The organism is Novosphingobium malaysiense (genome assembly GCF_000802225.1).
GTDB classification, from domain to species: domain Bacteria; phylum Pseudomonadota; class Alphaproteobacteria; order Sphingomonadales; family Sphingomonadaceae; genus Novosphingobium; species Novosphingobium malaysiense.
Map to the genome: position 1 here is coordinate 1 of NZ_JTDI01000003.1, position 23,002 is coordinate 23,002.

The window sequence follows — 23,002 nt, forward strand, 5'->3', positions numbered from 1 at the left end:
ATTCTCAATGATCAAGGGCGAAAGCCCAAAAGGGGCCCCAAAAGGCCCCTTTTTGCGTCTCAACACGGCGCAAAAACACATAGGTGACGCGGGGTGGAGCAGCCCGCCGTTCAGGCCGACAACGTCGGAATGAACAACAAACAATCTGCTGCCGGGCTGCCATGTCAGCCCTCAATGGTGACGCGGGGTGGAGCAGCCCGGTAGCTCGTCAGGCTCATAACCTGAAGGTCGTAGGTTCAAATCCTACCCCCGCAACCACCGCCATAGAACTCGACACGCCGCCCACCAGGGCGGCGTTGTCGTTTAAGGCCCACGCCGCCAAATCTGCCGCGTTTGCTACGACTTCTGCTTCCGGACCATTGGCTGCTTCAGGGTAGATCATGACGCTCTCGATGAGATTATCCATCAATTCTGCGGCCTGAGCTTACGCTAGAGTCCGTAAACGGCCGGCTCTTCGACGATCCGGAACGTCCCCTTTCAGGGGCGCAAGTTGAGACTGAGCAGCCCCTAGATTTCTGGACGCCTTCTATCCTAATTTTGAGGACAGGAGACGACGATGGGGAAGCCCAATTTCAGCGATGAGTTCAAGCGGGATGCGGAGGCTCAGATCACCGAACGTGGGTATCCGGTAGCGGAGATTTCTGAGCGGTTCGGCCTCAGTCAGCATTCGCTGTATGCCTGGAAGCGGCAATTGGCGAAGGTGGTTTCTGGTGATGCCAGCAAGCAGGCTCCCGCTGTCTTCTTAGTCATTGTCTCTCTGCCCTCAATGCGGCCTCGTTACCATCGGCTGTACCGCACCTAGATCGAACGAAACCTTGTCGATCGTGCCGTCAAAGGCGAATGGCAGACGATAGTCATCGACCAGCGGCGTCCCAGCGTCATGGCCGATAGTGGCTTCTTCCGGGCTGAACTCGAACGGGACTGTGTGTTCCAGTCTGCCCCTGGCAACCGGCATGCCATCGACGGATAGGCTGAGCGTCCCTCCCTTGCCGAAGCCAGGACCGTCAACCATGAAGGCGATTGCAATCTTGTGCCGTCCGGCAGTGAGCGGCTCTGGCGCCGCAACGCGCACAAGCGCCTGCGCGCGATCGCTGTTGCGGTAGAAGAAGGCCGGTTTGCCGCCCAGAACCGCCAGCCCCCAACCTGAAAAACGGCCGCCTTGCGTCACCAGCATGCCCTCACCGCCGCCAGCCGGCACCTCCACGTCGGCCTCGATCGTCCAGCTGCGATTGTTGATCGCCGGGAACGCGCCAGATGGGTAGCGCTCGTCCGTGGGATAGAGCACATGGATGCCAGGCTCCGAAAGCGGCTCTGGCCGTGTGCCCGGCAGCATCGACGAAAAGTTGCTGTATTGCAGCGGCAGCACATTGTTGCGCGTCGCTTCCCTTTCCCAGAGGGCCTTGAGTTCGGCCACCTTGTCGGGGTGGGCAGCGGCGACGTCGGTGGTCTGGGACCAGTCGCGCCGCAAGTCGTAGAGCTGCCATTGAACTGCCGGGTCAGGCATCGCCGCATCAAGCCGCGGCTCCACCTTCACCGCTTCGGACAGCATCCAGCCATCGTGGTAGATCCCCGCATGGCCGAAGACCTCGAAGTATTGCGTCTTATGCCGCGCAGGCGCCATGGGGGAGTCGAAGCTATATGCGAAGCTGACGCCATCGAAAGGTTGCTGCGCAATCCCCTTCAGGCTCTTGGGCGCGGGCACGCCTGCCGCTTCGAGCACGGTCGGCATCACGTCGTTCACATCGACGAACTGGCTGCGCACGCCGCGTTGCACGATACCCGCCGGCCAGGACACCACCATGCCATTGCGGACCCCTCCCAGACGTGAGGCCACCAATTTGTAATAGGGGAACGGCGTGTTCAGCGCCGATGCCCAGCCCACCGGTCCTATGGGAAGACTGTCCGGCCCGCCGATGTCATCCAGTTTGGCCAGGGCATGGGTCATTTCGTCCCCGCCCTGCATCGCCGCGCTTATACGCGTGGCGTAGTTGACGCCACCGATCGCCCCGCCTTCGCCCGAGGCCCCGTTGTCGCCCTGAATGAACACGATCATGGTATTATTCAGTTCACCGGTGCGCTTCAGCGTATCAAGGACGCGCCCGATCTGCGCATCGCAGTAGGTCAGCATCGCAGCGTAGACTTCCATGTAGTGTGATGCGACCTTGCGCTCATCGGGCGACAGACTGTTCCACGGCCGCGTGCCTTCGGGCATGGGGGCGAGTCTGGTATCGGGTGGCACAAGGCCGAGCTTCTTCTGCCGGGCAAGTGCAGCCTCTCGGTAGGCGTCCCATCCGGAATCGAACTTGCCCTTGAAGCGCGCGATCCATTCAGCCGGCGCCTGCAGCGGTGCATGCGCGGTACCGGGCGCGTAATAGATCAGGAAGGGTTTTTCGGGGTTTTGCGAGTGCTGTGTCAAAAGCCAATCGATTGTATGATTGGCCAGATCGCGATCAAACACATAGCCGGACTCGGTCCCGTCGCCGCGCGTGGGCGGCTCGACGCTGCGGGTATTCTCGATCAGCTGCGGTGCGAACTGATCGGTCCAGCCCCCATTGAATCCGTAGAAGTAGCTGAAGCCAAGTCCATTACCCCATTGATCGAACGGCCCCATCGGCCCGCTCTGCCAGGTCGGGACATTGTGGTTCTTCCCAAACATCGCGGTGTCATAGCCGGCAGCGGACAGGACGTGCGCGATGGTGCCGGCGCTCTTGGGAATGACCGAATTGTATCCCGGTTCCGGGCGGGCGAGATCAGATACCGTCCCGAACCCCACCGCATGGTGATTGCGACCTGTTAGCAGCGCCGCGCGCGAGGATGAGCAAATCGCCGTGGTATTGAAGTTGTTGTAGACGAGACCGTTTGCCGCCAGCCGGTCTAGATTAGGCGTTGGAATGGCCCCGCCGAAGGTGCTGCTTGCCGCAAAGCCGACGTCGTCGGTCATGATGAGGAGGACGTTTGGTGCGCCATTGGGCGCCGTGGGTTTCGTGGGGAACCCGGATGGCGCCGGTTCCACTGACGGCTGAGCCGTCGCCTGAGCCCCGAATGTCAAAAGTCCGGTGCCGGCCAGCAGGGCATGTCTGACGACCTGCCTGATCCTCGTGTTCATGGTATCTCCCGCTCCCGCTTGCCGCTGCCATGACGGCTTGAGCCCTTTAGGATTTATCTTGCCTCGTGCACCAATTTGCGTCCAATGCATAATATGCGCTTCAGTAATGTATTGGACGCATATGATTGAATTTCGAACTCTCCGCCATTTTGTCGCCGTTGCCCGGCGCCTGAACTATTCACGTGCGGCCGAAGATGTTGGTCTGTCGCAATCTGCGCTGACGCGCAGCATCCAGTCGCTTGAGAAACAGACTGGCCTGCGGCTGTTCGACCGGACCCGTGCTTCCGTAACGCTCACTCCGCAAGGAAAGGCCTCTTTTCACGCGGCGCAGCAATTGCTCGCCTCGGCGGAGGATTTTACCAGCGAGATGGAGGCCATGGCCAAAGGCAAGGGCGGCCGGCTGAACTTCGGCATTGCTCCCGTTCCGGCACGTGTACTGCTCGCCGGTGTGTTGTCTGAAGTCTTCCGCGACACGCCCCGCCTGGAATGCAATGTCCTCGTCCGCGGCCCCGACGAGTTGTGGCCCATGCTGGAAGTCGGTGAGATCGAATTCTTCATCGCAGGCGAAGGGCAGATTCCAGAGCCCATGTCTGCGCGCATAGAACCGCTAGGCACCTTTCCGGTGAACATCGTCGTGCGGGCAGGTCATCCGGTCACGAGTGTCGCCGAAATTGACCGTGCCTACCCATTGTTGATGGCAAATAAGGCAGGAGTCGATAACGCCCTTATTTCCGAGCTGTTGCAGAAGAACAGCCACCCGACCCACGTGATCGAGGATTTCACGACGCTACTATCGCTCGTGCAGTCAACGGATGCCCTCTTGCTCGTCACCCCACTGGCCTTGAGAGAGCATCTTCAGGCGGGCACGCTGCGGGAATTGTCAGGCAAGAAGCCGACGGCAACCGGATTCCATCGGGTACTGTTGTATGCCAAGGCGGGCCGTACCTGCTCCTCAAGCGCGATGGCGGTTCGAGCCTTGTTCCAGCGCGCCATTCAAAACCCGCCTTGGCAATGATTGCACTACGATATGCGCAACATGAAAGGTGCTAGCGCCGAAGATACGACATAATTGCAGTAGAAACTGCCAGAGGATATAAATTGGTCGCAGCGCTGAATTGTTGATCAAGCTTGGCTAGTCTGCCTTAAGGCTCGTTGCACCGCTTTACATCGACTTGTCGCAACTTCGTGTTCTATTCCTGAAAGCCCGGTTGGACCGACTTTCCTAGCTTGGGCGATATGAGCACACACCGGAAAATATGTCCGTTTGCAGAAGGATGAAAACTCATCACGAGCGACCGGGATTGGTCGATGGCGGAACTGCCGTTTTCGACCCAGCTCGAGCCGTTCCGGTTTGGACGCGGGCACGACGGCTCACGCCAAGACCGGCCATTCCGAACACGCCGACGTGGACGAACCCGCTCTGGCTCCGGCAATCTGCGCATGTCATACAATCACACGTGGTTACCCGTTGGGCGCGGTACCGTCCGAACAATGCTGTGGTCAGTCAAACGGAAGCGAGTTCTGCACCGCTGGAATTCGGCCCCCGCAACCAATACACGAAAACCAACCGCAAACTTACCTCGCGCAAGACCGCACCCCTCAGCTGCCCGATAACCCCGAAACACAGCGGGAACGGCCCACGCACACCGCGCAAAAATGCACATAATCCCATCGGGCGATGTCGGGTGGGTGATCACTTCCAACTCGCTATTGCAGCAGTCCCCGATCTCGTCGCACCAGGCCGGATCATCGTCCGCTATTTTATGAGCCAGACTTGTTCTTCGGTTCGCCGGAGCCGGCAAATACGCTTGTTGCCCTGCCATAACTCCGCATATCTGTTAGCAGCTTCAAGACCCGCTATCATTAGCGCCTTGGCGGGATCGGGCGCCATAAATTCCACGATCTTGTCGACTCCCAGTCCATCGTCTTCGAACTTCAAGCGGTATGTCAAAAGCGGGCCGGCCATCGATCAATCCTAGTCCCCTGGGGCAACGACGTCTGGCCTAGGAACGGGCGCTTATGCCAGATCATTCCGGTGAAGTGTTTTTACTGAGCGATCATATGAGTTTATGCTCATTTGTGAGCGCAGTTTGGAGGTGGATAGGCCGGCGGACCGGTGCTCCGCTAGTCGGCGAGAACAGCAAGGCGGCGAACCTTGCGACACTGTCTTGACGCCGCTTGCCATCTGCGCGGTCATCCCATCGCCGGGGGCAGGCTTCCTCTCGTTCGGCCATCTGCAAGGCCCTCGGCCAAAAGCAGCCTCTTTTCCGTTTTATGGTACTCCGTGGAAAGCAACGCTTCGGTCGGATCTGCTCCCGAAAATTAGGCTGGTCCTGGCCATTTTGACGGGTTCTAGAAGCCTACCGATCACACCGTAGCCAAATGTACGACTGAGGTGGTCCCGCCTATTTGGACAGGTTTGCGGCTAAGTTTAGCTCATCCGGTTTTTGTTCATGCCGCCATTCTGATGCGTCTATTTGCCCGTATGCCTCGGCCGGGGTTCATCGATGGCTGGCTCCGGCATTACCGCGTAAGGTCGTGACTTGTCGGTTCGACGTGCCGCCGGTCGCCTGATGCATGGCCATGTGAACTGCGTCAGGGGCCGACTATCTGATGTATCCCGGGCGCGCGTGCACAGAGCAAAACGCGCGGCGGTGCAAATTACGCCAAAGAGGCTGCAATTCTATTGTGGACACAGACTGACGCGATCCCACCTCCGCCATCGTTGCGAAAGACGCGGTTGCCGTGCCAACACCGCTCCCGCTTATTGTCTGGGAGACCGTGAGAGAGTGGCAGCGGTCGCGCCTATCGGTGGAGCCAGTCGCCGCCTGATTCGGCGCGTCATGGCACCAGGTTGGTGTAAACCACGCCGTTGGCAAACGCTTCGGCAGCGGCGAGCATGCCGCCGTCTCCGGTCACGATCCGCGTATCGTCCCACCATTCGGCCTTCGGGCATTTCGCCGTCCCGTCGACAAGGGCTTCGGCGAGGCGCACGGCTATCGCGCACTCAAGGCGCATCTCGCCTTCGCTTCGGACGAAGGCAAGGATGTGCTCGGCCCGCGGGCCTTCGACAGACAGAGGGCGATAGTCCCCGCGAGCGAAGAGCGATGGATGACGTCGACGCAACGCGAGCATGTTGCGGATCAGGTATGGTTTGGCAGATAGGTCCGCCGGTCCGGAGACGTTGGCGAGCAGATTGCGACGGCAATCGTAGTCGACGGGGCGTCGGTTATCCGGGTCGACGAGGCTGAAGTCCTCCAGTTCGCTGCCCTGATAGATGTCGGGCACGCCGGGAGCGAGAAACTGCAGGGCCGTTTGCGCGAGGGAATTGGCCTCGGCGGCGGGGGCAAGCTTGCGCATGAAAGCTGCGAAGGATTGGCGAAAATCGGCATGCCGTTCATCTGTCAGCAGGTCCGCGGCCAACGTCTTGCAGCGTGCTTCGTATTCAAGGTCGGGCGCCGCCCAGGACGAGCGCACCTTTGCTTCGCGCAGCGCCTTTTCCTGCCAGGCATGGATGCGTGAGAGGAAGGCGGAAGGGGCCGAGCGGGCGTTGTCGTCCCAAGCGCCAACCAGGGTTTGCAGCAGCATGTAGAGGTCCGACGGATCGACGCCGGTCTCGCTGTCCCCGGCGTACGTCAACCAGTCCCTTGCATGGGATGCCCAGATATCGGGGGTGCCTGAAAGGACCGCAAGCCGGGCCCTCGCATCTGGTCCGCGTTTGTGGTCGTGGGTGGCCAGCGAGAGCATGGCGTGCGGCTGTTTGGCGGCGCGACTGGCCATCGCGGCGTGGAATTCATTGATGCTCAGCGCGCCATGCGCGGGATCCGAGCCGACTTCGTTGCAGGACAGCAGCACGCCATGGCGGTAGAAAGCCGTGTCTTCGACCGCTTTTGCAGCAATCGGGGCGCTGAGTTGCTGAAACTTTCTCACTGCCTGCGCGGCGATTTCGGGATCGCCAGGACCGGTGCCAGCAAGCCATTCGAGGACCTGCGCGACGATGGAAGCCTCGCCGGGGCCTGCCAGGGCTTGGGCGCCTTTGCGGGCGGCTTCGCGGACAGAAGCATCTTCCGGCGGCGCGTCGGTGCCGGTGCCGTAGGTGCGGTATACCGGGAACACCCATAGCAATCGCTCGATCGCGCGGCGCAGCATTGGCCGCGGAATCCAGGCAAGGTCCTCGATTGTCGTTGTCAGCTCGGTGAAGGCCTCGACGCAGGCCTCCAGCTGGCTTTCGAACTGCCAGGCCAGCAGTTGCTGGCGTGCGGAAAGTTCCTCGGCGGCGAAATCGGGGGGGCGGCCGCTTATTTCGGTCCACAGCGCCCGCAGACGGACCAATCCGGAGGAATCGTGGAGCAGGGCCGTCGCCTCGCGCATGAAATCGTAGCCGCTGGTACCTTCGATCGGCCAGTCCGCCGGAACCTGTTCACCCGGTGCAAGAATCTTCTCGACGACGATATAGGGGCGCCGTCCCTCTGCGGCGGACATCAGGCCTTCGGATAGTTTGCGGCAGTAGCCGGCCGGATCGGTCAGCCCGTCGATGTGATCCACGCGCACGCCGTCGATGATACCTTCGCCGAACAGCCGGAAGGGAAGCGCGTGGGTGGCTTCGAACACCGCCGGATCCTCGGCGCGCAGTCCGGCGAGTTCGTTGATCGAGAAGAACCGACGCCAGTTGATCCGGTCGTTCGCGGTCCGCCAGTAGGCCAGCCGGTAATGCTGCCGTCCCGCTAGTACGGCGAGGGCTTCGCGGCCGATTTCGGTTGCAGGATCGTGAAGCGCCAAGGCGTCGGCGATGCCGTGCACAGGGTCGTCCGGACGCAGGGGGTAGAGTGTTTCGCCGTAGAGTTGAAGATGACGCGTGCCATCGGCCTCGACAAGGCGCAGATGCCCGTCCGTAATGGCCGCTGCCAGCGTACCGCCCAGCACCGGCAGCAACAGCGGATCGCGCCAGTCTATGTCGAAATAGCGCGCGTACGAGCTGGCTTGCCCGTTTCTCAGGACATCCTGCCACCAGTGATTTTCGCCGCCGGCTACGCCCATGTGATTGGGCACAATGTCGATGATCAGCCCCATCTCGCGTTCGCGCAATGCGGCTGCGAGTTGCCGCAATCCTGGCTCACCGCCGAGTTCGGGATTGACCCGTGTCGGATCCGTGACGTCGTAGCCGTGCAACGAACCGCGCCGTGCGGTCGTGATCGGCGACGAGTAGACATGGCTCACGCCGAGCTCGTCGAGGTAGGCGACGATGCCGAGCGCGTCGGTAAACGTGAAGTCCTTGTGGAATTGCAGGCGATAGGTCGCGCGAGGGGTCATGTCTCCTCCAGCCAGGCTGCAAACGAGCCGCCTGCCCCGGCTCGACCGAGCGTGAATATGGCGTCGGCCTTGCTTTCCGGAAAGTCGACTCCATCGGCGCCGAGGTTGAGGGCAAGCGTAAGCCGGGTGCCATCGCTCATGCGCCACCGTGCGCTGACGGCGGCGTCGCCCAGCACGTCTGCGCCTTCCGGCTTGGAGCCGGCAAGCCGCGGGACAATGTCTCTGGTCCGCAAGGCGATCAACGAACGATAGAGCGCCGTCCATTCCGCTGCATCGGACGGAGCTTCCGGACGCGAGGCCTCGAATGTTTCCGGCGCATTTGGGTCGGGGATGCGCGCGCGGGCAGCCTCGTCGCGAAAGGCCGCGAACCTGGCGAATTCGCGGCGCCGGCCCTCCCGCACGGCGTCGGCAAGCGCATCGTGAAAATCGGTAAAGAAAAGGAACGGGGATCGGGATCCGATCTCGTCGCCCATGAACAGGAGGGGGATCTGCGGGGCGAGTAGCAGGAGGGCGGTCGCCGCGCGCAGCGGGTCCGCCGGCGCCAGCAGGGTGAGCCGCTCGCCGGTGGCGCGGTTGCCGATCTGGTCGTGGTTCTGGAGAAACGAGACGAACGCGGTAGGTCGCAGGTGTCCACTCGGTTTGCCACGTATCCGGCCCTTGTGGGTGGGCGAGGGCTCACCCTGGTAGATGAAGCCTTCCGCGAGGCACCGGGCCAGGCGCTCGGCCGGGCGATCGGCGAAATCGGCGTAGTAGGCTTCGTCCTCGCCGGTCAGCAGGACATGCATGACGTTGTGAAAGTCGTCGTTCCACTGCGCATCGTAAAGGCCCGCGGCCAGCCGATCGGCGTCGTTGGACTCGTTTTCGAGTACCAGATGAACGTGGCGGTCCGGCCCGATCCGTTCGCGGATATCGTATGCGAGCTTGTCGAGAAAGTCAGTATTGCCAATGGCATGCACGGCATCGAGGCGCAGCCCGTCGGCGCGAAAATCCTCTAGCCACATGAGCGCGTTCTCAAGGAAGAATGCCGCGACCTGCGGCCGGTCAACCGCGACCGCACCGCCCCATGGCGTGTCCAGGTCGGCATGGAAAAAGTCGGGGGCGTAGAGCCCCAGGTAGTTCCCGTCCGGGCCGAAATGATTGTAGACCACGTCCACGAGAACCATGATGTCCAGTTCGTGGGCCCGGTCGATCAGCCGTTTGAGGTCGGCAGGCGTGCCGTAGCTTTCGGCCGGCGCGAAAGGGAGCACGCCGTCGTAGCCCCAGTTGCGTTGGCCGCTGAAGGCGCCAAGCGGCATCAGTTCTATCGCGGTTATGCCGAGATCACGCAGCCTTGGCAGTTCGCCTTCGATGCCGCCAAAGCCTCCCATGAGGCCGGCGTGGACTTCCATGATGACCGCCTCGTGCCAATGCCTGCCCCGCCAATCGGCGGTCTGCCAGGCATGGTCGTCGGCGTCCGCCAGTACGCTCCAGCCATGGACGCCGCCGTTCTGCCCGCGCGACGCCGGGTCCGGTATGGCCAGGCCATCCGCCAGGCGAAAGCGGTAGCGAGTTCCCGGGAGAGCCTGTGTCTCGGCGTGCCACCAGCCGTCTTTCTCCGGCGTCATCGTCAGCGGCGTGCGATCCGCGATTTCCAGCGTCAAGGCTTCGGCGCCGGGTGCCCAGAGCCGAAAACGCCAGTGCCCGGGGCCGATGCAAAGCGGGCCCCAGCAGCTCATGTCTCCGGCGCTTCCATGCAGGAACGGATCAAAACGGCACTGTGCGGCGCAAGTTCGTACTGCGTGCCGAGCGGCATTTCGCCGCGCTCGGGCCGGGCGCTGTCGACCAGCAGGATCCGCTCGCTCGGATGCCCGGGCAAGTGGAACAGGAGCGGCGCGTCACCACCGTTGACCAGCAGGTTGACGGCTTCGATCCGACCGTCGGGCAGGGCGATGGCGCGCCGCATCGACAGGGCGCGGCCATGCGGATTGTCCCAGTCTTCCTCAGAAAGCTGCTCGCCGCGCTCGTCCCACCATTCGATGTCGTTGACGCCGTGGCCCGGGGAGTCCTGGCCATAGAGGAACACCGGAGAGCGAAGGGACACGTGCCTCCTGCGCAAGTCTATCAGCCGGGCGACGAACCTGTTGAGCGCTTCGCCTTCTTCCGTTTCGAGCAGGGACCAGTCGATCCAGCTGATCTCGTTGTCCTGGCAATAGGCATTGTTATTGCCGTGTTGCGTGCGCCCGAACTCATCGCCGGCGACCAGCATCGGCGTACCCAGCGAAGCGAACAGCGTGAGAAGCATGGAGCGGCGCACGCGTGCACGCGTCTCGCGGATCTCCGGGTCGTCGGTCGGGCCTTCCTCGCCCCAGTTTCGCGAGATGTTGTGATCGTGACCATCCCGGTTGTCTTCGCCGTTGGCCTCGTTGTGTCGCTGTTCGTACTGGACGAGATCTGCCAGCGTGTAGCCATCGTGGCTGGTAATGAAATTGATACTGGCCCAGGGGCGTCGGGCCCACCGGTCGAAGACGTCCCCGGAGCCGGACATGCGCGCGGCCAGTTCACCCCTGCGGCCTTCGTCGCCGCGCCAGTAGCTGCGCACGGTGTCGCGGTACTTGTCGTTCCATTCGGCGAAACCGGGCGGGAAATTTCCAAGCTGGTAGCCGCCCATGCCGACGTCCCAGGGTTCCGTGATCAGCTTCAGACGGCCGAGGATGGGGTCCTGGCGTATGACGTCGAAAAAGCCGGCGTTGGGATCGAAGCCGTGTTGCGTGCGCCCCAGCGTCAGGCCGAGATCGAAGCGGAAACCGTCGATGCCGAAGGACGTCGCCCAGTACCGCAGCGAATCCGCGACCATCTGGATCACGCGCGCGTGGCTGAGGTCGAAGGTGTTGCCGGTGCCGGTGTCGTTGAGGCAGTGCCGCGGGTCGTCCGGCAGCAACCGGTAGTAAGTGGCATTGTCGAGGCCGCGCCAGCACAACGTCTGGCCCAGTTCGCTGCCTTCGCAGCTGTGGTTGTAGACGACATCGAGGATAACCTCGATCCCGGCGGCATGTAGCCGCCGGACGGCGACGCGCAACTCGTCCTGGGTATCGCCGGAAAAGTAGCTCGGCTCGGGCGTGAAGAAGCTTAGCGTGTTGTAGCCCCAGTAGTTGCTGAGGCCTTTTTCCTGCAGGAACCGGTCCTGCACGAAGGCGTGGATCGGCATCAGTTCGAGCGCCGTCACGCCGAGCTGCTGGAGGTGTTCGATGACCTTGGGATGCGCCAGTGCCGCGAAGGTGCCGCGCTCTTGCGGGGGAGCATGTTCGAGCAGCTTGGTCAGGCCCTTGGCATGGGCTTCGTAGATGATCGTTTCCGACCAGGGGGTGTTGGGGCGCACGTCGTGCGACCAGTCGAAGCAGTCGTGCGTGACCACGGCCTTGGGCATGGCCGGCGCACTGTCGCGCCGGTCGAATCCAAGGTCGGCCTTGCGCCCCCGCACCGGGTATCCGTGCAAGGCATCCGTCCAGCGCAGGTTGCCGAGCAGTCGGCGCGCATAGGGATCCAGCAGAAGCTTGTTGGGATTGAAACGGTGCCCCTCGCGCGGGCGGTAGGGGCCATAGGCGCGGTAGCCGTAGACCAGCCCGGGGCGCGCATAAGGCAGGTAGCCGTGCCACACTTCGTCGGTGCACTCGGGCAGCGTGAGACGCTGGTATTCCCGCTTGCCGCGCGGATCGAACAGGCAAAGTTCGATCTTTTCGGCGTGGGCCGAAAAGACCGCGAAGTTGACACCGAGACCGTCGAAAGTTGCTCCGAGCGGGTAGGGTGAACCACTTTCGAGCCGGTCGGGCAATGTGTTGGTCATCGGTTGGATGGCAGCTTAGCCTTCCGGCTTCTTGGTGCGTGGCTTGGTTGTCTTTGCGGCTTTGGGGGCCGCTGTCGCAGTCTTTTTCCCGGCGGCAGGTTTCTTTGTCGCGGGTGGGGAGGCGGGAGCCTTGGTAGCGGACTTCTTGGCTTTCGGCGCCGCAGGCCTCTTAGCTGCGGGCTTGGCTTCGTTGCCTTCTATTTCCTGCCTTGCCTGATCCCAGTGCGCGTCGTGGCGGCCGTGGGGACGTCCTTCCTGCTCCCACAGCGCGTGCGCGCGTTCACGAATGCGTTGATCCTTGTCGGTCATAGTCGTCCCCTTGGCTTCCATGTCGGCGCGACGTCCGCATGGGGGTAGGCACGGCATTATCTTTGTATCTGCTATTTTCGACAACGGTCAAAATCGCGTCGGGTTGCAACACCGGCGAGACAATTCTCACAGACCCGATTCATGCATTTCGGGCGCTGTTCGCAGGCCCGTTTTGGCAGGCAAAAATAACTCGGAACGTCCTGCGGCGGTGCGCGTTGAAATTTTCAAGCGCTTCACACTCGCCAGGGGGAAGGACGTTGCCGCCCGCCGCAGATGAACCGATAGCCCATTGCCTCGTCGCCGTCGCTCATGAGACCGCGCAGTTGGGGGAAACACTCGCTCAGAACCTGCCTGAAGCCGCACGGTGCGGTTTCACCGGAATGCTCTGGCAGCAGGAGCGGTCGCTGGTCGACCCTGCAGGTCCCATTCCCGATTTCGTCCTCGAACAGTGCCGGCGCAGCGGCCTCTCGCCCCTCGTGGAAATCGATCTCGCGCGCTTCCCGCTGGACCATCCGCTGGTCGAACGGCACCCCGCGCTTTTTGCGGTGCGGCGCTGGGGGGCAGGGGACGCACCGATCGATCCGCGCAAGCAGCGCTCCGCCGTCGGACTGGCACGCGCGCGGCTGCGGCAGCCCGAAGCGGACATTCTGATCGATCCTCTGCTGGACGCAGCCACGACGCTCGTCGATTCCGGCGTGCGCGGATTTCGGTTGCGCGGAATCGATCGCATTCGGCCCGAATTCCTTTCCCGGTTCCTGTCCGCCCTGCGTGATAGGTCTCCCGGCCTGCTGCTGTTCGCCGATGCTGCGAACATGCCCCGCAGCGAGGCTCTGGCCCGCGCGAATCTGGGTTTCGACTTTCTGGTGACGTCCTTTGGTTGGTGGGACTTGCGCGCCGCGTGGCTGGTCGAGGAAACCGAGGCCCTGCGCTGCGGCATACCGCTCGTCGCCGAAGCCCGCGCGCAGCAGGTGCGTAGCGACAATCCTGCTGCCATCGGGCGCGCCCTGCTGGCAGCGGCGTCTACCGGCGCAGGGCTCATCGCTCCGCTGGGCGCCGTCCGCGTCTGTCCCGAAGCGGCGGCGCGCGCCGTCGGTGTTGCCGGTACCGCCCGGCATTACACCGGGGAAATGCGGCGTCTTTCCGCTTCGGCCAGCCCGGTCACGGCCCTGCTGCGGACCGACGGCGGCGATGTGCGCAAGGCCGATGCGGCCATGCTCACCCTGATCAACACCGATCCCGAACCGCAGCCCGCTCCCGATCCGCAGTCGCTGCTTCCATCGATGGGGGCGGAATTCGCTTTCGATGATGCCGTTTTCCGGCCGCTGCATGGCTGCGAGGTCCGGATCGCCGAAGCGCGGACGCGCTCGCCGATCCTGCTCACGCCCGACGGCGATGCCGAGGCCGCCGCCGCCCGGGCGCGGCTGGTGATCGAAGATGTCTCGCCGGTGGTCACTGGTGGACAATTTCCCGTCAAGCGCGTGGTCGGTGAGGCAGTTGCGGTCTCGGCTAAGGTCTTTGGCGACGGGCACGAGCAGCTGGCCGCCGAAGTCCAATGGCGCGCATGCGGCGAGGATGAATGGGCCTCCTCGCGCATGGAGCAGTTTCCGAACGATCTTTGGGAAGGCGCCTTTCCGTTACGGCGAATGGGGCGGCATGAATTCCGCATCGAGGCCTGGCTGGACCGGTTCGGCGGCTTCCGGCGCGACTTCCGCAAGAAGCTGGATGCCGGCGTGGCGGCGAAAGTGGACTACGCCGAAGGGCGCGTTCTCGTAGAGAAAGCTTCGAAGCGTGCGACAGGAGACCTCGCGAAAGCTCTGGCCCTGTGGAGCAGGAAGCTCAAGGACGACGATGACGCCGAAGCGCTGCTCTCGGAAGAACTCGCCGGCCTGATGGACCGGGCCGACGACAGGCCGCACCGACTCCACTCGTCCGTTCAGTTCATCGATGCCGAGCGTTTGCAGGCGCGCTTTTCGAGCTGGTATGAACTGTTCCCGCGCTCGCAGACCGACGATGCGAAGCGGCACGGGACCTTTCTCGACGTTATCGACCGGCTCCCGGCCATTCGCGAGATGGGTTTCGATACGCTGTACTTTCCACCGATCCATCCCATCGGCCGCATCAACCGCAAGGGTCCCAACAATTCGCTCACGGCGGGCGAGGGCGATCCCGGCAGCCCCTATGCGATCGGCAGCGCAGAAGGTGGGCACGATGCCCTGCACCCCGAACTGGGCAGCTTCGAGGATTTCGAACGCCTGATCGACGCGGCGCACGAGCATGGGCTCGAAATCGCACTCGATTTCGCGATCCAGTGCTCGCCCGACCATCCCTGGCTCAAGCAGCATCCCGATTGGTTCGATTGGCGCCCGGACGGCACGATCAAGTATGCCGAGAACCCGCCCAAGAAATACCAGGACATCGTCAACGTCGATTTCTATCAGACCGGGGCTATCCCTGATCTGTGGCTCGCGCTGCGCGATGTGGTGCTGTTCTGGGTCGAGCGCGGGGTGAAGACCTTCCGTGTCGACAATCCCCACACCAAGCCGCTGCCGTTCTGGGAATGGATGATCGCCGATGTGCGCGCCCGCCATCCCGACGCGATCTTCCTGGCAGAAGCCTTCACCCGCCCGGGCATGATGTACCGCCTTGCCAAGATCGGCTTTTCGCAGAGTTACACCTATTTCACCTGGCGCGACCACAAGGGCGAACTGATCGATTACATCACGGAATTGACGCAGACGGCACCCAAGGAATTCTACCGGCCGCACTTCTTCGTGAACACGCCGGACATCAATCCCTATTTCCTGCAGACTTCGGGGCGGCCCGGCTTCCGCATCCGTGCCGTGCTGGCGGCAACGCTTTCCGGTCTGTTCGGCGTCTATTCGGGCTTCGAGTTGTGCGAGGGGACGCCGGTGCCCGGCAAGGAGGAATACCTCGATTCGGAGAAGTACGAGATTCGCCCGCGCGACCTTGAAGCGCCGGGCAACATTGTCGGCGACATCACCCTGCTGAACCGCCTGCGTCGCAGCCATCCGGCCTTGCAGACGCACCTCAACACGCGGTTCCTGCACGTCGCGGACGATGCAATCCTCTACTACGCCAAGCCCAGTCCGGACGGCTGCGACATGCTGTTGGTGATGGTGAGCCTTGACCCGCACAATTCCCGTTCGGGTCATTTCGAAGTGCCGCTTTGGGATTTCGGCATCGACGACGACGGCAGCATCGGCGTCGAAGATCTCTCCATGGGCGCCCGCTTCCGCTGGTACGGCAAGTGGCAGCACATAACGCTCGATCCCGACCAACCTTATCGCATATGGCGCGTGGCGCCGGGAGCTGACGCATGAGCGACCAACAGGTCACCGATCCGCTCTGGTACAAGGACGCGGTCATCTACCAATTGCACGTGAAGTCCTTCTACGATTCCAACAACGACGGCATCGGGGACTTCGCCGGGCTGATGGAGAAGCTGGATTACATCACCGACCTGGGCGTGACGGCCGTCTGGCTGTTGCCGTTCTATCCCAGCCCGCGCCGCGACGATGGCTACGATATTGCCGAATACCGCGATGTCAGCCCCGACTACGGCACGCTCGACGACGCGCGGCGTTTTGTAGAAGCCGCGCACGAGCGGGGTCTGCGCGTCATTACCGAACTGGTCATCAATCACACCTCTGACCAGCACCCCTGGTTCCAGGCCGCCCGCAAGGCGCCGCCCGGTTCACCGGAGCGTGACTTCTACGTGTGGTCGGACAACGACAAGCTCTATTCAGGCACACGCATCATCTTCTGCGATACCGAGAAGTCGAACTGGTCGTGGGACGAGGAAGCGCAGGCCTATTACTGGCATCGCTTCTATTCGCACCAGCCCGATCTCAACTTCGACAATCCCAAGGTATTGGAGGAAGTGCTATCGGTCATGCGCTACTGGCTCGATGCCGGTGTCGACGGGATGCGGCTGGACGCGATCCCCTACCTGATCGAGCGCGACGGGACCTCGAACGAGAACCTGCCCGAGACCCATGCGGTGCTCAAGCAGATCCGCGCCGACCTCGACGAGCATTATCCCGACCGCATGCTGCTCGCCGAAGCGAACATGTGGCCGGAGGATACCCAGCAATATTTCGGGGACGACGACGAATGCCACATGGCGTTCCACTTCCCGCTGATGCCGCGCATGTACATGGCACTGGCCCAGGAAGACCGCTTCCCGATCACCGACATCATGCGCCAGACGCCGGACATTCCGGATAATTGCCAATGGGCGATCTTCCTGCGCAACCATGACGAGTTGACGCTGGAAATGGTCACCGATGCCGAGCGCGATTATCTGTGGAACGCCTATGCGGCCGACCGACGCGCGCGCATCAATCTGGGCATTCGCCGCCGGCTGGCGCCGCTGATGCAGCGCGACCGCCGGCGCGTTGAACTGATGCACGCCTTGCTGCTGAGCATGCCGGGCACGCCGGTGCTGTACTACGGCGACGAGATCGGCATGGGCGACAACCTGTTCCTGGGCGACCGCGACGGGGTGCGCACGCCGATGCAGTGGTCGTCCGACCGCAACGGCGGATTCTCTCGCGCGGACCCTGCGGCGCTGGTGCTGCCGCCGATCATGGACCCGCTCTATGGCTTCCAGGCCGTCAACGTCGAAGCGCAGGAGCGCGACCCGCACTCGCAGCTTGTCTGGCTCAAGGGCATGCTGGCGGCGCGGCGCGAGCATCAGGCCTTCGGGCGCGGCACGCAGCGCTTCCTGCGCCCCGCCAACCGCAAGATCCTGGCCTACCTGCGCGAGCATGAGGACGAAACGATCCTGTGCGTCGCCAACCTCAGCCATACCTCGCAGGCGGTGGAGCTGGACCTTCGCGAGTTCGAGGGGCGCACGCCCGTCGAGCTGTCCGGCGGCGCCACGTTCCCCCGGATCGGGCATCTTCCCTATCTGCTGACACTGCAGCCTTACGGCTTCCAGTGGTTCATGCTGTCCGAAGAGGCCGAGCCGCCGGATTGGTCCAGCGGCGCTCCCGGGACGGAGATGGAGAAATATACCTTCGTGCTGCGTCCCAATATCGATCAGGTTGTGGAAGGCAGTTCGCGCCAAGTCTTCGAGGGCGAAGTACTGCGCAATTACCTGCCATCGCGCCGCTGGTTCGGCGCCAAGGACGAGACGGTCGAGGCGATCCGCACCAGTCAGGTTGCCCATCTTCCCGCGACGGACGATCTGCTGCTTACGGAAATCGAAGTGACGACGGAATCGGGCACGGCAGTGTACACCCTGCCTCTGGGCATTGCCTGGGAAGGCACGCCCAACGGTGCGTTCGCTTCCAACCTGGCGATGGCGCGAGTGCGGCGAGGCCCCAGCGTTGGCCTGCTGACCGATGGCTTTGCCACCGCCAGCTTCGCCCACTCGATTCTATCCGGCCTGCGCGACGAAGTGTCGATTCCCATGGAGAACGGAGAAATCCGTTTCGAGAAGGACGAGGGGTTCGATCTCGAGCCGGACGCGGAGCCGGAATGGATTGCAGCGGAGCAGTCCAACAGCACGTTGATCGTTGGCCGCAGCGCGGTGCTCAAGCTGCTGCGCAAGATCCAGCCCGGGATTCATCCCGATCTGGAAATGGTGCGCTACCTCGCCGGAAACGGTTTCACAAACGTGCCGCCGATCCTGGGCAGCGTAACGCATTTCACTGCCGATGGTCCGATCCTGCTGATGCTGGTGCAACGCTTCGTCCTCAACCAGGGTGACGGCTGGCAGTGGACGCTCGGCGCGCTCGAGAGGATGGCGAACGACACAGAATGGAGCTTTTCCAACTATCGCCACTTCGCCACCAACCTCGGTCAGCGCCTTGCCGAGATGCATGGCGTGCTGGCGCGCGAGACAGAGGATCCCGCCTTCGCACCGGAAACAATGGATGCGGAAGAAGCCGGCCGTTTGGGGGCGCGCATCCAGCGGCAGGTCGACAATGCCCTGAACCTGCTGGAAGGGGACCCGCCGCTGGATGACGAGGTTCGCAGCGCCGCACAGGGCCTGATCGAACGGCGCGAGACCTTGATGGAACGCATCGCCACGAGCGCGCAGATTGGCGTGGGCTGTCCCCGCACCCGGATTCACGGCGACCTTCACCTAGGCCAGGTTCTGGTGACGGGCAACGACGTGATGATCATCGACTTCGAAGGTGAGCCTACGAGGCCGATCGCCGAGCGCCGCGCCAAGGACCTGCCGCAGCGCGATGTCGCGGGAATGCTGCGCTCCTTCGACTACGCATCCGCTGTCGCCGAACGCAACCGCCCCGCCGCCGCCGAATCCCGCGAACAGCATGCCGAGGCAGGCGCTGCCCGGTTCCGCGAAAGCGCCATGGATGCCTTCCTGGCCGGATATTGCGGCGAAGATGCATCTCCCGACCCGCTGGTCGACCTCTTCGTGCTCGAGAAGGCCGCCTACGAGGTCGCCTACGAAGCCGCCAACCGGCCGGACTGGATGGCGGTTCCCGTGACCGGGTTGGTGGAGACGGCGGAGCGCCTGATGTCGGGAGATACGACATGAACGCCCCGAATATGCCGAATACCCTCGAAACCCCCGTCGCCGCCCTGAACGAGGGCCGCCACGACGATCCGTTCGCCTTCCTCGGGCCCCACAAGGTCGGCGACGAAACGGTCGTGCGAACATTCCAGCCCGGTGCCGAAGGCGTCGATCTGCTCATGCGCGACGGGCGCAAGATCGCTGCCATGGAGGAATACGGCGGCGGGCTGTTTATCGCCTCCCTGCCGGAGGATACCGGCTATGCGCTGAGAATACGCTGGCCAGGGAGCGAGCACGAAACCGAAGATCCCTATAGCTTCGGGGCAATCCTCGGCGATCTAGACCTCTACCTTTTCGGCGAGGGTCGGCACTGGGATCTTGCGCGCAATTTCGGGGCCCATCCGCGCGTCATCGACGGCGTGGAAGGTGTCGCGTTCTCGGTCTGGGCACCCAATGCCCGGCGCGTGTCGGTCGTCGGCGATTTCAATTCGTGGGATGGCCGTCGCCATCCGATGCGGCGTCTGCATGGCGCGGGCGTGTGGGAACTGTTCGTTCCCCGCCTTGGGCCGGGCACACGCTACAAGTACGAAGTGGCCGGTGCGGACGGCTCTGTAATCCAGAAAGCCGATCCGCTTGCACGGCAGACGGAACCGCCCCCGGCAACCGGCTCGATCGTTGCGTCGGCGCCCGATTACACATGGACCGACGATGACTGGATGTCCGAGCGTGCAGCTCGCCAGCGGGCCGATGCGCCCATGTCGATTTACGAGGTCCATGCGAGTTCCTGGCTGCGGCCCGAGGACGATCCGCAAGGGCATTTCGGCTGGCGTGCTCTGGCCGAACGGCTGATCCCGTATGTCGCGGACATGGGCTTTACCCATGTCGAACTGCTGCCGATCATGGAGCATCCCTTCGGCGGATCGTGGGGCTATCAGCCGCTCTCGCAGTTCGCTCCCTCGGCCCGCTACGGAACCCCGGAAGGCTTTGCGGCGTTCGTCGATGCCTGCCACCGCTCCGGGATCGGCGTGATCCTCGACTGGGTACCGGCCCATTTTCCGACCGACCCGCACGGTCTAGCGCATTTCGACGGAACGCATCTCTATGAGCATGCCGACCCGCGCGAAGGGTTTCATCAGGACTGGAACACGCTGATCTACAATCTGGGGCGCAAGGAAGTGTCCGGCTTCCTGCTGGCCTCCGCCTTGTGGTGGCTGGAGACCTTCCATGTCGATGGCCTGCGCGTCGATGCCGTAGCCTCGATGCTCTACCGCGATTACAGCCGCAATGCCGATGAATGGGTGCCCAACATCTATGGCGGGCGCGAGAACCTGGAATCGGTCGCCTTCCTCAAGCACATGAATTCGCTGGTGGCCGAGCGCTGCCCGGGCGCTGTGACGATAGCCGAAGAGTCGACGGCATGGCCGGGGGTCTCGGCGCCGGTGAGCGAGGGCGGTCTGGGGTTTTCCTACAAGTGGAACATGGGCTGGATGCACGACTCGCTGCAATATGCCGAGCGCGATCCGCTCTATCGCAGCTGGCACCACGGTGAGCTGACGTTCGGTCTGGTCTACGCCTTTTCCGAAAGGTTCGTGCTGCCGATCAGCCACGACGAGGTGGTGCACGGCAAGGGCTCGCTGATCGGCAAGATGCCGGGCGACCGCTGGTGCAAGTTCGCCAACTTGCGCGCCTATCTTGCGTTCATGTGGACGCATCCGGGCAAGAAGCTGCTGTTCATGGGCAGCGAGATCGCGCAGGAGCGCGAATGGAACCATGATGCGGAAATAGCCTGGGACCTGCTCGACCAGGCAGAGCATGCTTCGGTGCAGCGGCTGGTACGCGATCTCAATGCGCTCTACGTCGACGAACCGGCCTTTCATGCCAGCGATGCCGACCCGGCCGGGTTCGAGTGGCTCGTCGGCGACGACAGCCAGAACAGCGTGTTCGTGTATGCCCGCCGCGCACCCGGGGCCCCGACCATCGTGGTCGCGCTCAACATGACGCCCGATCCGCGCTTCGGCTACGAAGTGACGATGCCGCGCTCCGGAACATGGCGCGAAGTGCTGAACAGCGACGCCTCGATGTATGGCGGTGCGAACATCGGAAATGGCGGAAGCGTCCATGCAACTGCCGACAGGAGGGCAGAGCTGGTTGTTCCTCCGCTCGGGGCTGTAATTCTACGCGAGGAAAAAGCCGAGGGACTGCCGCCGAACTGATCGTGCTCTTGCGAGATTTGCCACGATGCAGCCGGCGCAGAACTTCTGTATGGCGGGGTGACCCTAATCGTGTTCGTCGGCAGTTTCTGCCTTGTAGGCCGCGGAATCGGCCGGATGCGCCGGGACGACGGCCATCCCTTCGTTCTGGCCGGTGCTTTCCGACGCGACCACGGAATTGCTGGAACTTGCTCGAACTGACGAAACGATCGTTCCCAGAACGATGAGGACCAGAAGGCCCGCCAGAATCCATATCCAGCGCTTGCCGCTTAGAGGGAGTCTTTCTTCCATGAGGGAGTCCTTTCTCTTTGTGTGTCGAGCTTTCGCCCCTCATTCTTCGAAACGGAATCCAGGCGCTATAGGTTCCTGAAAGACCGTGCGTCCGGCCCGGCCTTTTTCTCGGCAGCGTTTCCGCGCAACAAGGTGGGAGATTGGCCAAACCAGCGGCGGCAACTGCGCGAGAAGATGGACTGCTCCGCGAAGCCCAGTTTTTCAGATATGTCGCGAAAGCCGATCCGGGTGCGTTGCAGGTAGTAAAGCGCCAGATCGCGTCGGACTTCGTCCTTCACGTCCTGGAAGCTGCAACCCTCCTGCCTGAGCCGGCGACGCAGCGTGCGATTGTGCAGGTTCATGGCGCGGGCCACTTCGCCGCTCGAACAGTCCCCCAGTTCCAGCCGGCGCAACACCAGCCCTCGTACTTCAGCGCGAACCGGCAGTCGCTCGCTCGGGTAGTGGCGCTCGATGAAGGCTACCATGTCGTTGTGGACCTGGCTGCTCTGCTGCAGGATCGGACACGCGAAATCCTGCTCCGAGAAAACCAGACCGTCCACCGGTTCGCCGAAGCGGACCTCGCATCCGAAATAGTGGCGGTAGAGGGCCGGGGGGGAAATCGGTTCGTGCCGGAAATGGACCCTGCGCGCGCGGGCATAGCCACCGGTCATTTCCTGCGCTTCCAGATGCCCCAGAAGCAAGACCAGTTCGATTGCCTGCGCCCGGTTGGCGATGTCATCCAGGAGGAGTTCGTGGCCGGTGAAAACGTGGCCGCTGTCGGGGAGCCGGCGCAGCCAGACGCGCGCGGCGCGACTGTGGGCGTTGCTGTGCTTGCAGGCAAAAGTGACCGCCTCGCCGAACAGGCGCGAGTTTCGCATGACCCGCCCGAGCGGCCCGAAAATGCTTCCGCCGCTTTGCAGGGACGCGAGCCGCATGCCGAGGTCCGGGCACTCGAGCGCCCGAGCCGCCACTTCGAGCAGGCGGATCGTCTGCCGGTAGGTGAGGGTGCCCTGGCCGTCCGCAAATTCGGCCTGCCCGATGCTCGCTGCGTCCAGCAGGGGCGCGAGATTGCCGCCCAGTTCCTTCACCAGCGCCGGAAATTCACGCAGCAGGGAGGCGTTGAGCCTTTCGAATTCGTCCTTGTCAGGCGCCGGTGGCACCTCTGTCTTTCCTGCCTTCAATAGGGGTGTTCCTTTCCGGTGGTATCGGGGCGAGCAGCATGCATGGCGCCTGCGTGATCTGAATTGTCCGGATCGGTCAAGTCGAAGTGTTGTTATTCGAGGTTGGAACGAACCGGCTATCTGGTCGTTAGGTAGGCATATCGCCCCTGCGGGAAGCGTTGGACTTCCTCGGCCTCCGGCCATCGGCGCGTTCGCCCGCCTGCCGGCGATTTCATCGGTCTGTCGCGACCATCCCATTGCAAGACAAGCGGTCGTGCCCGCCGCGATCCGCGTGCCTTGAAAGGC

12 protein-coding genes, 1 tRNA gene and 1 pseudogene are annotated in these 23,002 nt (G+C 63.0%); 6 read left to right on the forward strand and 8 right to left on the reverse strand.

The window, feature by feature from the left end; all coding sequences use genetic code 11:
- Nucleotides 1-181 precede the first annotated feature (181 nt).
- Both LK12_RS07960 and LK12_RS25140 read left to right on the forward strand, forming a co-directional pair.
- Nucleotides 182-258: transfer RNA gene (locus tag LK12_RS07960), tRNA-Met, on the forward strand.
- A 298-nt stretch (nt 259-556) separates the two neighbouring features.
- Nucleotides 557-721, forward strand: a pseudogene (locus LK12_RS25140) (transposase); the annotation flags it as partial.
- 42 nt (nt 722-763) lie between these two features.
- Here LK12_RS25140 and LK12_RS07970 read toward each other — a convergent pair.
- Complete coding sequence (locus LK12_RS07970; protein ID WP_269430665.1) at nt 764-3,013, reverse strand: arylsulfatase; 2,250 nt, start codon at nt 3,011-3,013, stop codon at nt 764-766.
- Nucleotides 3,014-3,227: 214 nt separating this feature from the next.
- Here LK12_RS07970 and LK12_RS07975 point away from each other — a divergent pair, with 214 nt between their 5' ends.
- A complete protein-coding gene (locus LK12_RS07975; protein WP_197063496.1) occupies nt 3,228-4,121 on the forward strand; it encodes a LysR family transcriptional regulator in 894 nt (297 codons plus the stop codon).
- 741 nt (nt 4,122-4,862) lie between these two features.
- On the opposite strand, the gene LK12_RS07980 is transcribed toward LK12_RS07975, so the two are convergent.
- The 5 genes from LK12_RS07980 to LK12_RS08000 form a co-directional block, all read right to left on the reverse strand.
- The gene (locus LK12_RS07980) at nt 4,863-5,072 is read right to left on the reverse strand and encodes a hypothetical protein (protein ID WP_039281856.1); all 210 of its coding nucleotides are present in this window, start codon (nt 5,070-5,072) and stop codon (nt 4,863-4,865) included.
- Between the two features lie 875 nt (nt 5,073-5,947).
- Nucleotides 5,948-8,416 (reverse strand): malto-oligosyltrehalose synthase, encoded by a 2,469-nt coding sequence (gene treY / locus LK12_RS07985; protein ID WP_052223276.1) that lies wholly within the window; start codon nt 8,414-8,416, stop codon nt 5,948-5,950.
- On the reverse strand, nt 8,413-10,131 hold the full coding sequence (gene treZ, locus LK12_RS07990) for a malto-oligosyltrehalose trehalohydrolase (protein ID WP_052223277.1): 1,719 nt from the start codon (nt 10,129-10,131) through the stop codon (nt 8,413-8,415). The genes treY and treZ overlap by 4 nt, the downstream gene beginning before the upstream one ends.
- Nucleotides 10,128-12,236, reverse strand: a complete 2,109-nt coding sequence (glgX, locus tag LK12_RS07995; RefSeq protein ID WP_039281860.1) for a glycogen debranching protein GlgX — start codon at nt 12,234-12,236, stop codon at nt 10,128-10,130. The genes treZ and glgX overlap by 4 nt, the downstream gene beginning before the upstream one ends.
- Before the next feature lie 15 nt (nt 12,237-12,251).
- Complete coding sequence (locus LK12_RS08000) at nt 12,252-12,545, reverse strand: DUF2934 domain-containing protein (RefSeq protein WP_039284939.1); 294 nt, start codon at nt 12,543-12,545, stop codon at nt 12,252-12,254.
- 257 nt (nt 12,546-12,802) lie between these two features.
- Between LK12_RS08000 and LK12_RS08005 the strand changes: the two genes are divergently transcribed.
- The 3 genes from LK12_RS08005 to glgB are packed head-to-tail and all read left to right on the forward strand — an operon-like array spanning nt 12,803 to nt 21,269.
- Nucleotides 12,803-15,886 carry a maltotransferase domain-containing protein gene (locus tag LK12_RS08005; RefSeq protein ID WP_197063497.1) on the forward strand — a complete coding sequence of 1,028 codons (3,084 nt, stop codon included), beginning with the start codon at nt 12,803-12,805 and terminating at the stop codon, nt 15,884-15,886.
- Nucleotides 15,883-19,080 carry a maltose alpha-D-glucosyltransferase gene (gene treS, locus LK12_RS08010; RefSeq protein ID WP_039281862.1) on the forward strand — a complete coding sequence of 1,066 codons (3,198 nt, stop codon included), beginning with the start codon at nt 15,883-15,885 and terminating at the stop codon, nt 19,078-19,080. Before LK12_RS08005 ends, treS begins: the two co-directional genes overlap by 4 nt.
- A complete protein-coding gene (gene glgB, locus LK12_RS08015) occupies nt 19,077-21,269 on the forward strand; it encodes a 1,4-alpha-glucan branching protein GlgB (RefSeq protein WP_039281865.1) in 2,193 nt (730 codons plus the stop codon). Before treS ends, glgB begins: the two co-directional genes overlap by 4 nt.
- A 63-nt stretch (nt 21,270-21,332) precedes the next feature.
- Here the strand turns inward: glgB and LK12_RS08020 are convergent, their stop codons facing one another.
- Together LK12_RS08020 and LK12_RS08025 are read right to left on the reverse strand one after the other, a co-directional pair.
- On the reverse strand, nt 21,333-21,557 hold the full coding sequence (locus LK12_RS08020; protein WP_039281869.1) for a hypothetical protein: 225 nt from the start codon (nt 21,555-21,557) through the stop codon (nt 21,333-21,335).
- Between the two features lie 65 nt (nt 21,558-21,622).
- Nucleotides 21,623-22,624, reverse strand: a complete 1,002-nt coding sequence (locus LK12_RS08025; protein WP_231568290.1) for an AraC family transcriptional regulator — start codon at nt 22,622-22,624, stop codon at nt 21,623-21,625.
- Nucleotides 22,625-23,002: the final 378 nt, after the last annotated feature.

Coding starts and splice junctions, on each gene's coding strand:
- LK12_RS07980 (WP_039281856.1), bottom strand. CDS start 5,072: ATGGCCGGCCCGCTTTTGACATACCGCTTGAAGTTCGAAGACGATGGA.
- glgB (WP_039281865.1), top strand. CDS start 19,077: ATGAACGCCCCGAATATGCCGAATACCCTCGAAACCCCCGTCGCCGCC.
- LK12_RS07975 (WP_197063496.1), top strand. CDS start 3,228: ATGATTGAATTTCGAACTCTCCGCCATTTTGTCGCCGTTGCCCGGCGC.
- treZ (WP_052223277.1), bottom strand. CDS start 10,131: ATGAGCTGCTGGGGCCCGCTTTGCATCGGCCCCGGGCACTGGCGTTTT.
- treS (WP_039281862.1), top strand. CDS start 15,883: ATGAGCGACCAACAGGTCACCGATCCGCTCTGGTACAAGGACGCGGTC.
- LK12_RS08020 (WP_039281869.1), bottom strand. CDS start 21,557: ATGGAAGAAAGACTCCCTCTAAGCGGCAAGCGCTGGATATGGATTCTG.
- LK12_RS08000 (WP_039284939.1), bottom strand. CDS start 12,545: ATGACCGACAAGGATCAACGCATTCGTGAACGCGCGCACGCGCTGTGG.
- treY (WP_052223276.1), bottom strand. CDS start 8,416: ATGACCCCTCGCGCGACCTATCGCCTGCAATTCCACAAGGACTTCACG.
- glgX (WP_039281860.1), bottom strand. CDS start 12,236: ATGACCAACACATTGCCCGACCGGCTCGAAAGTGGTTCACCCTACCCG.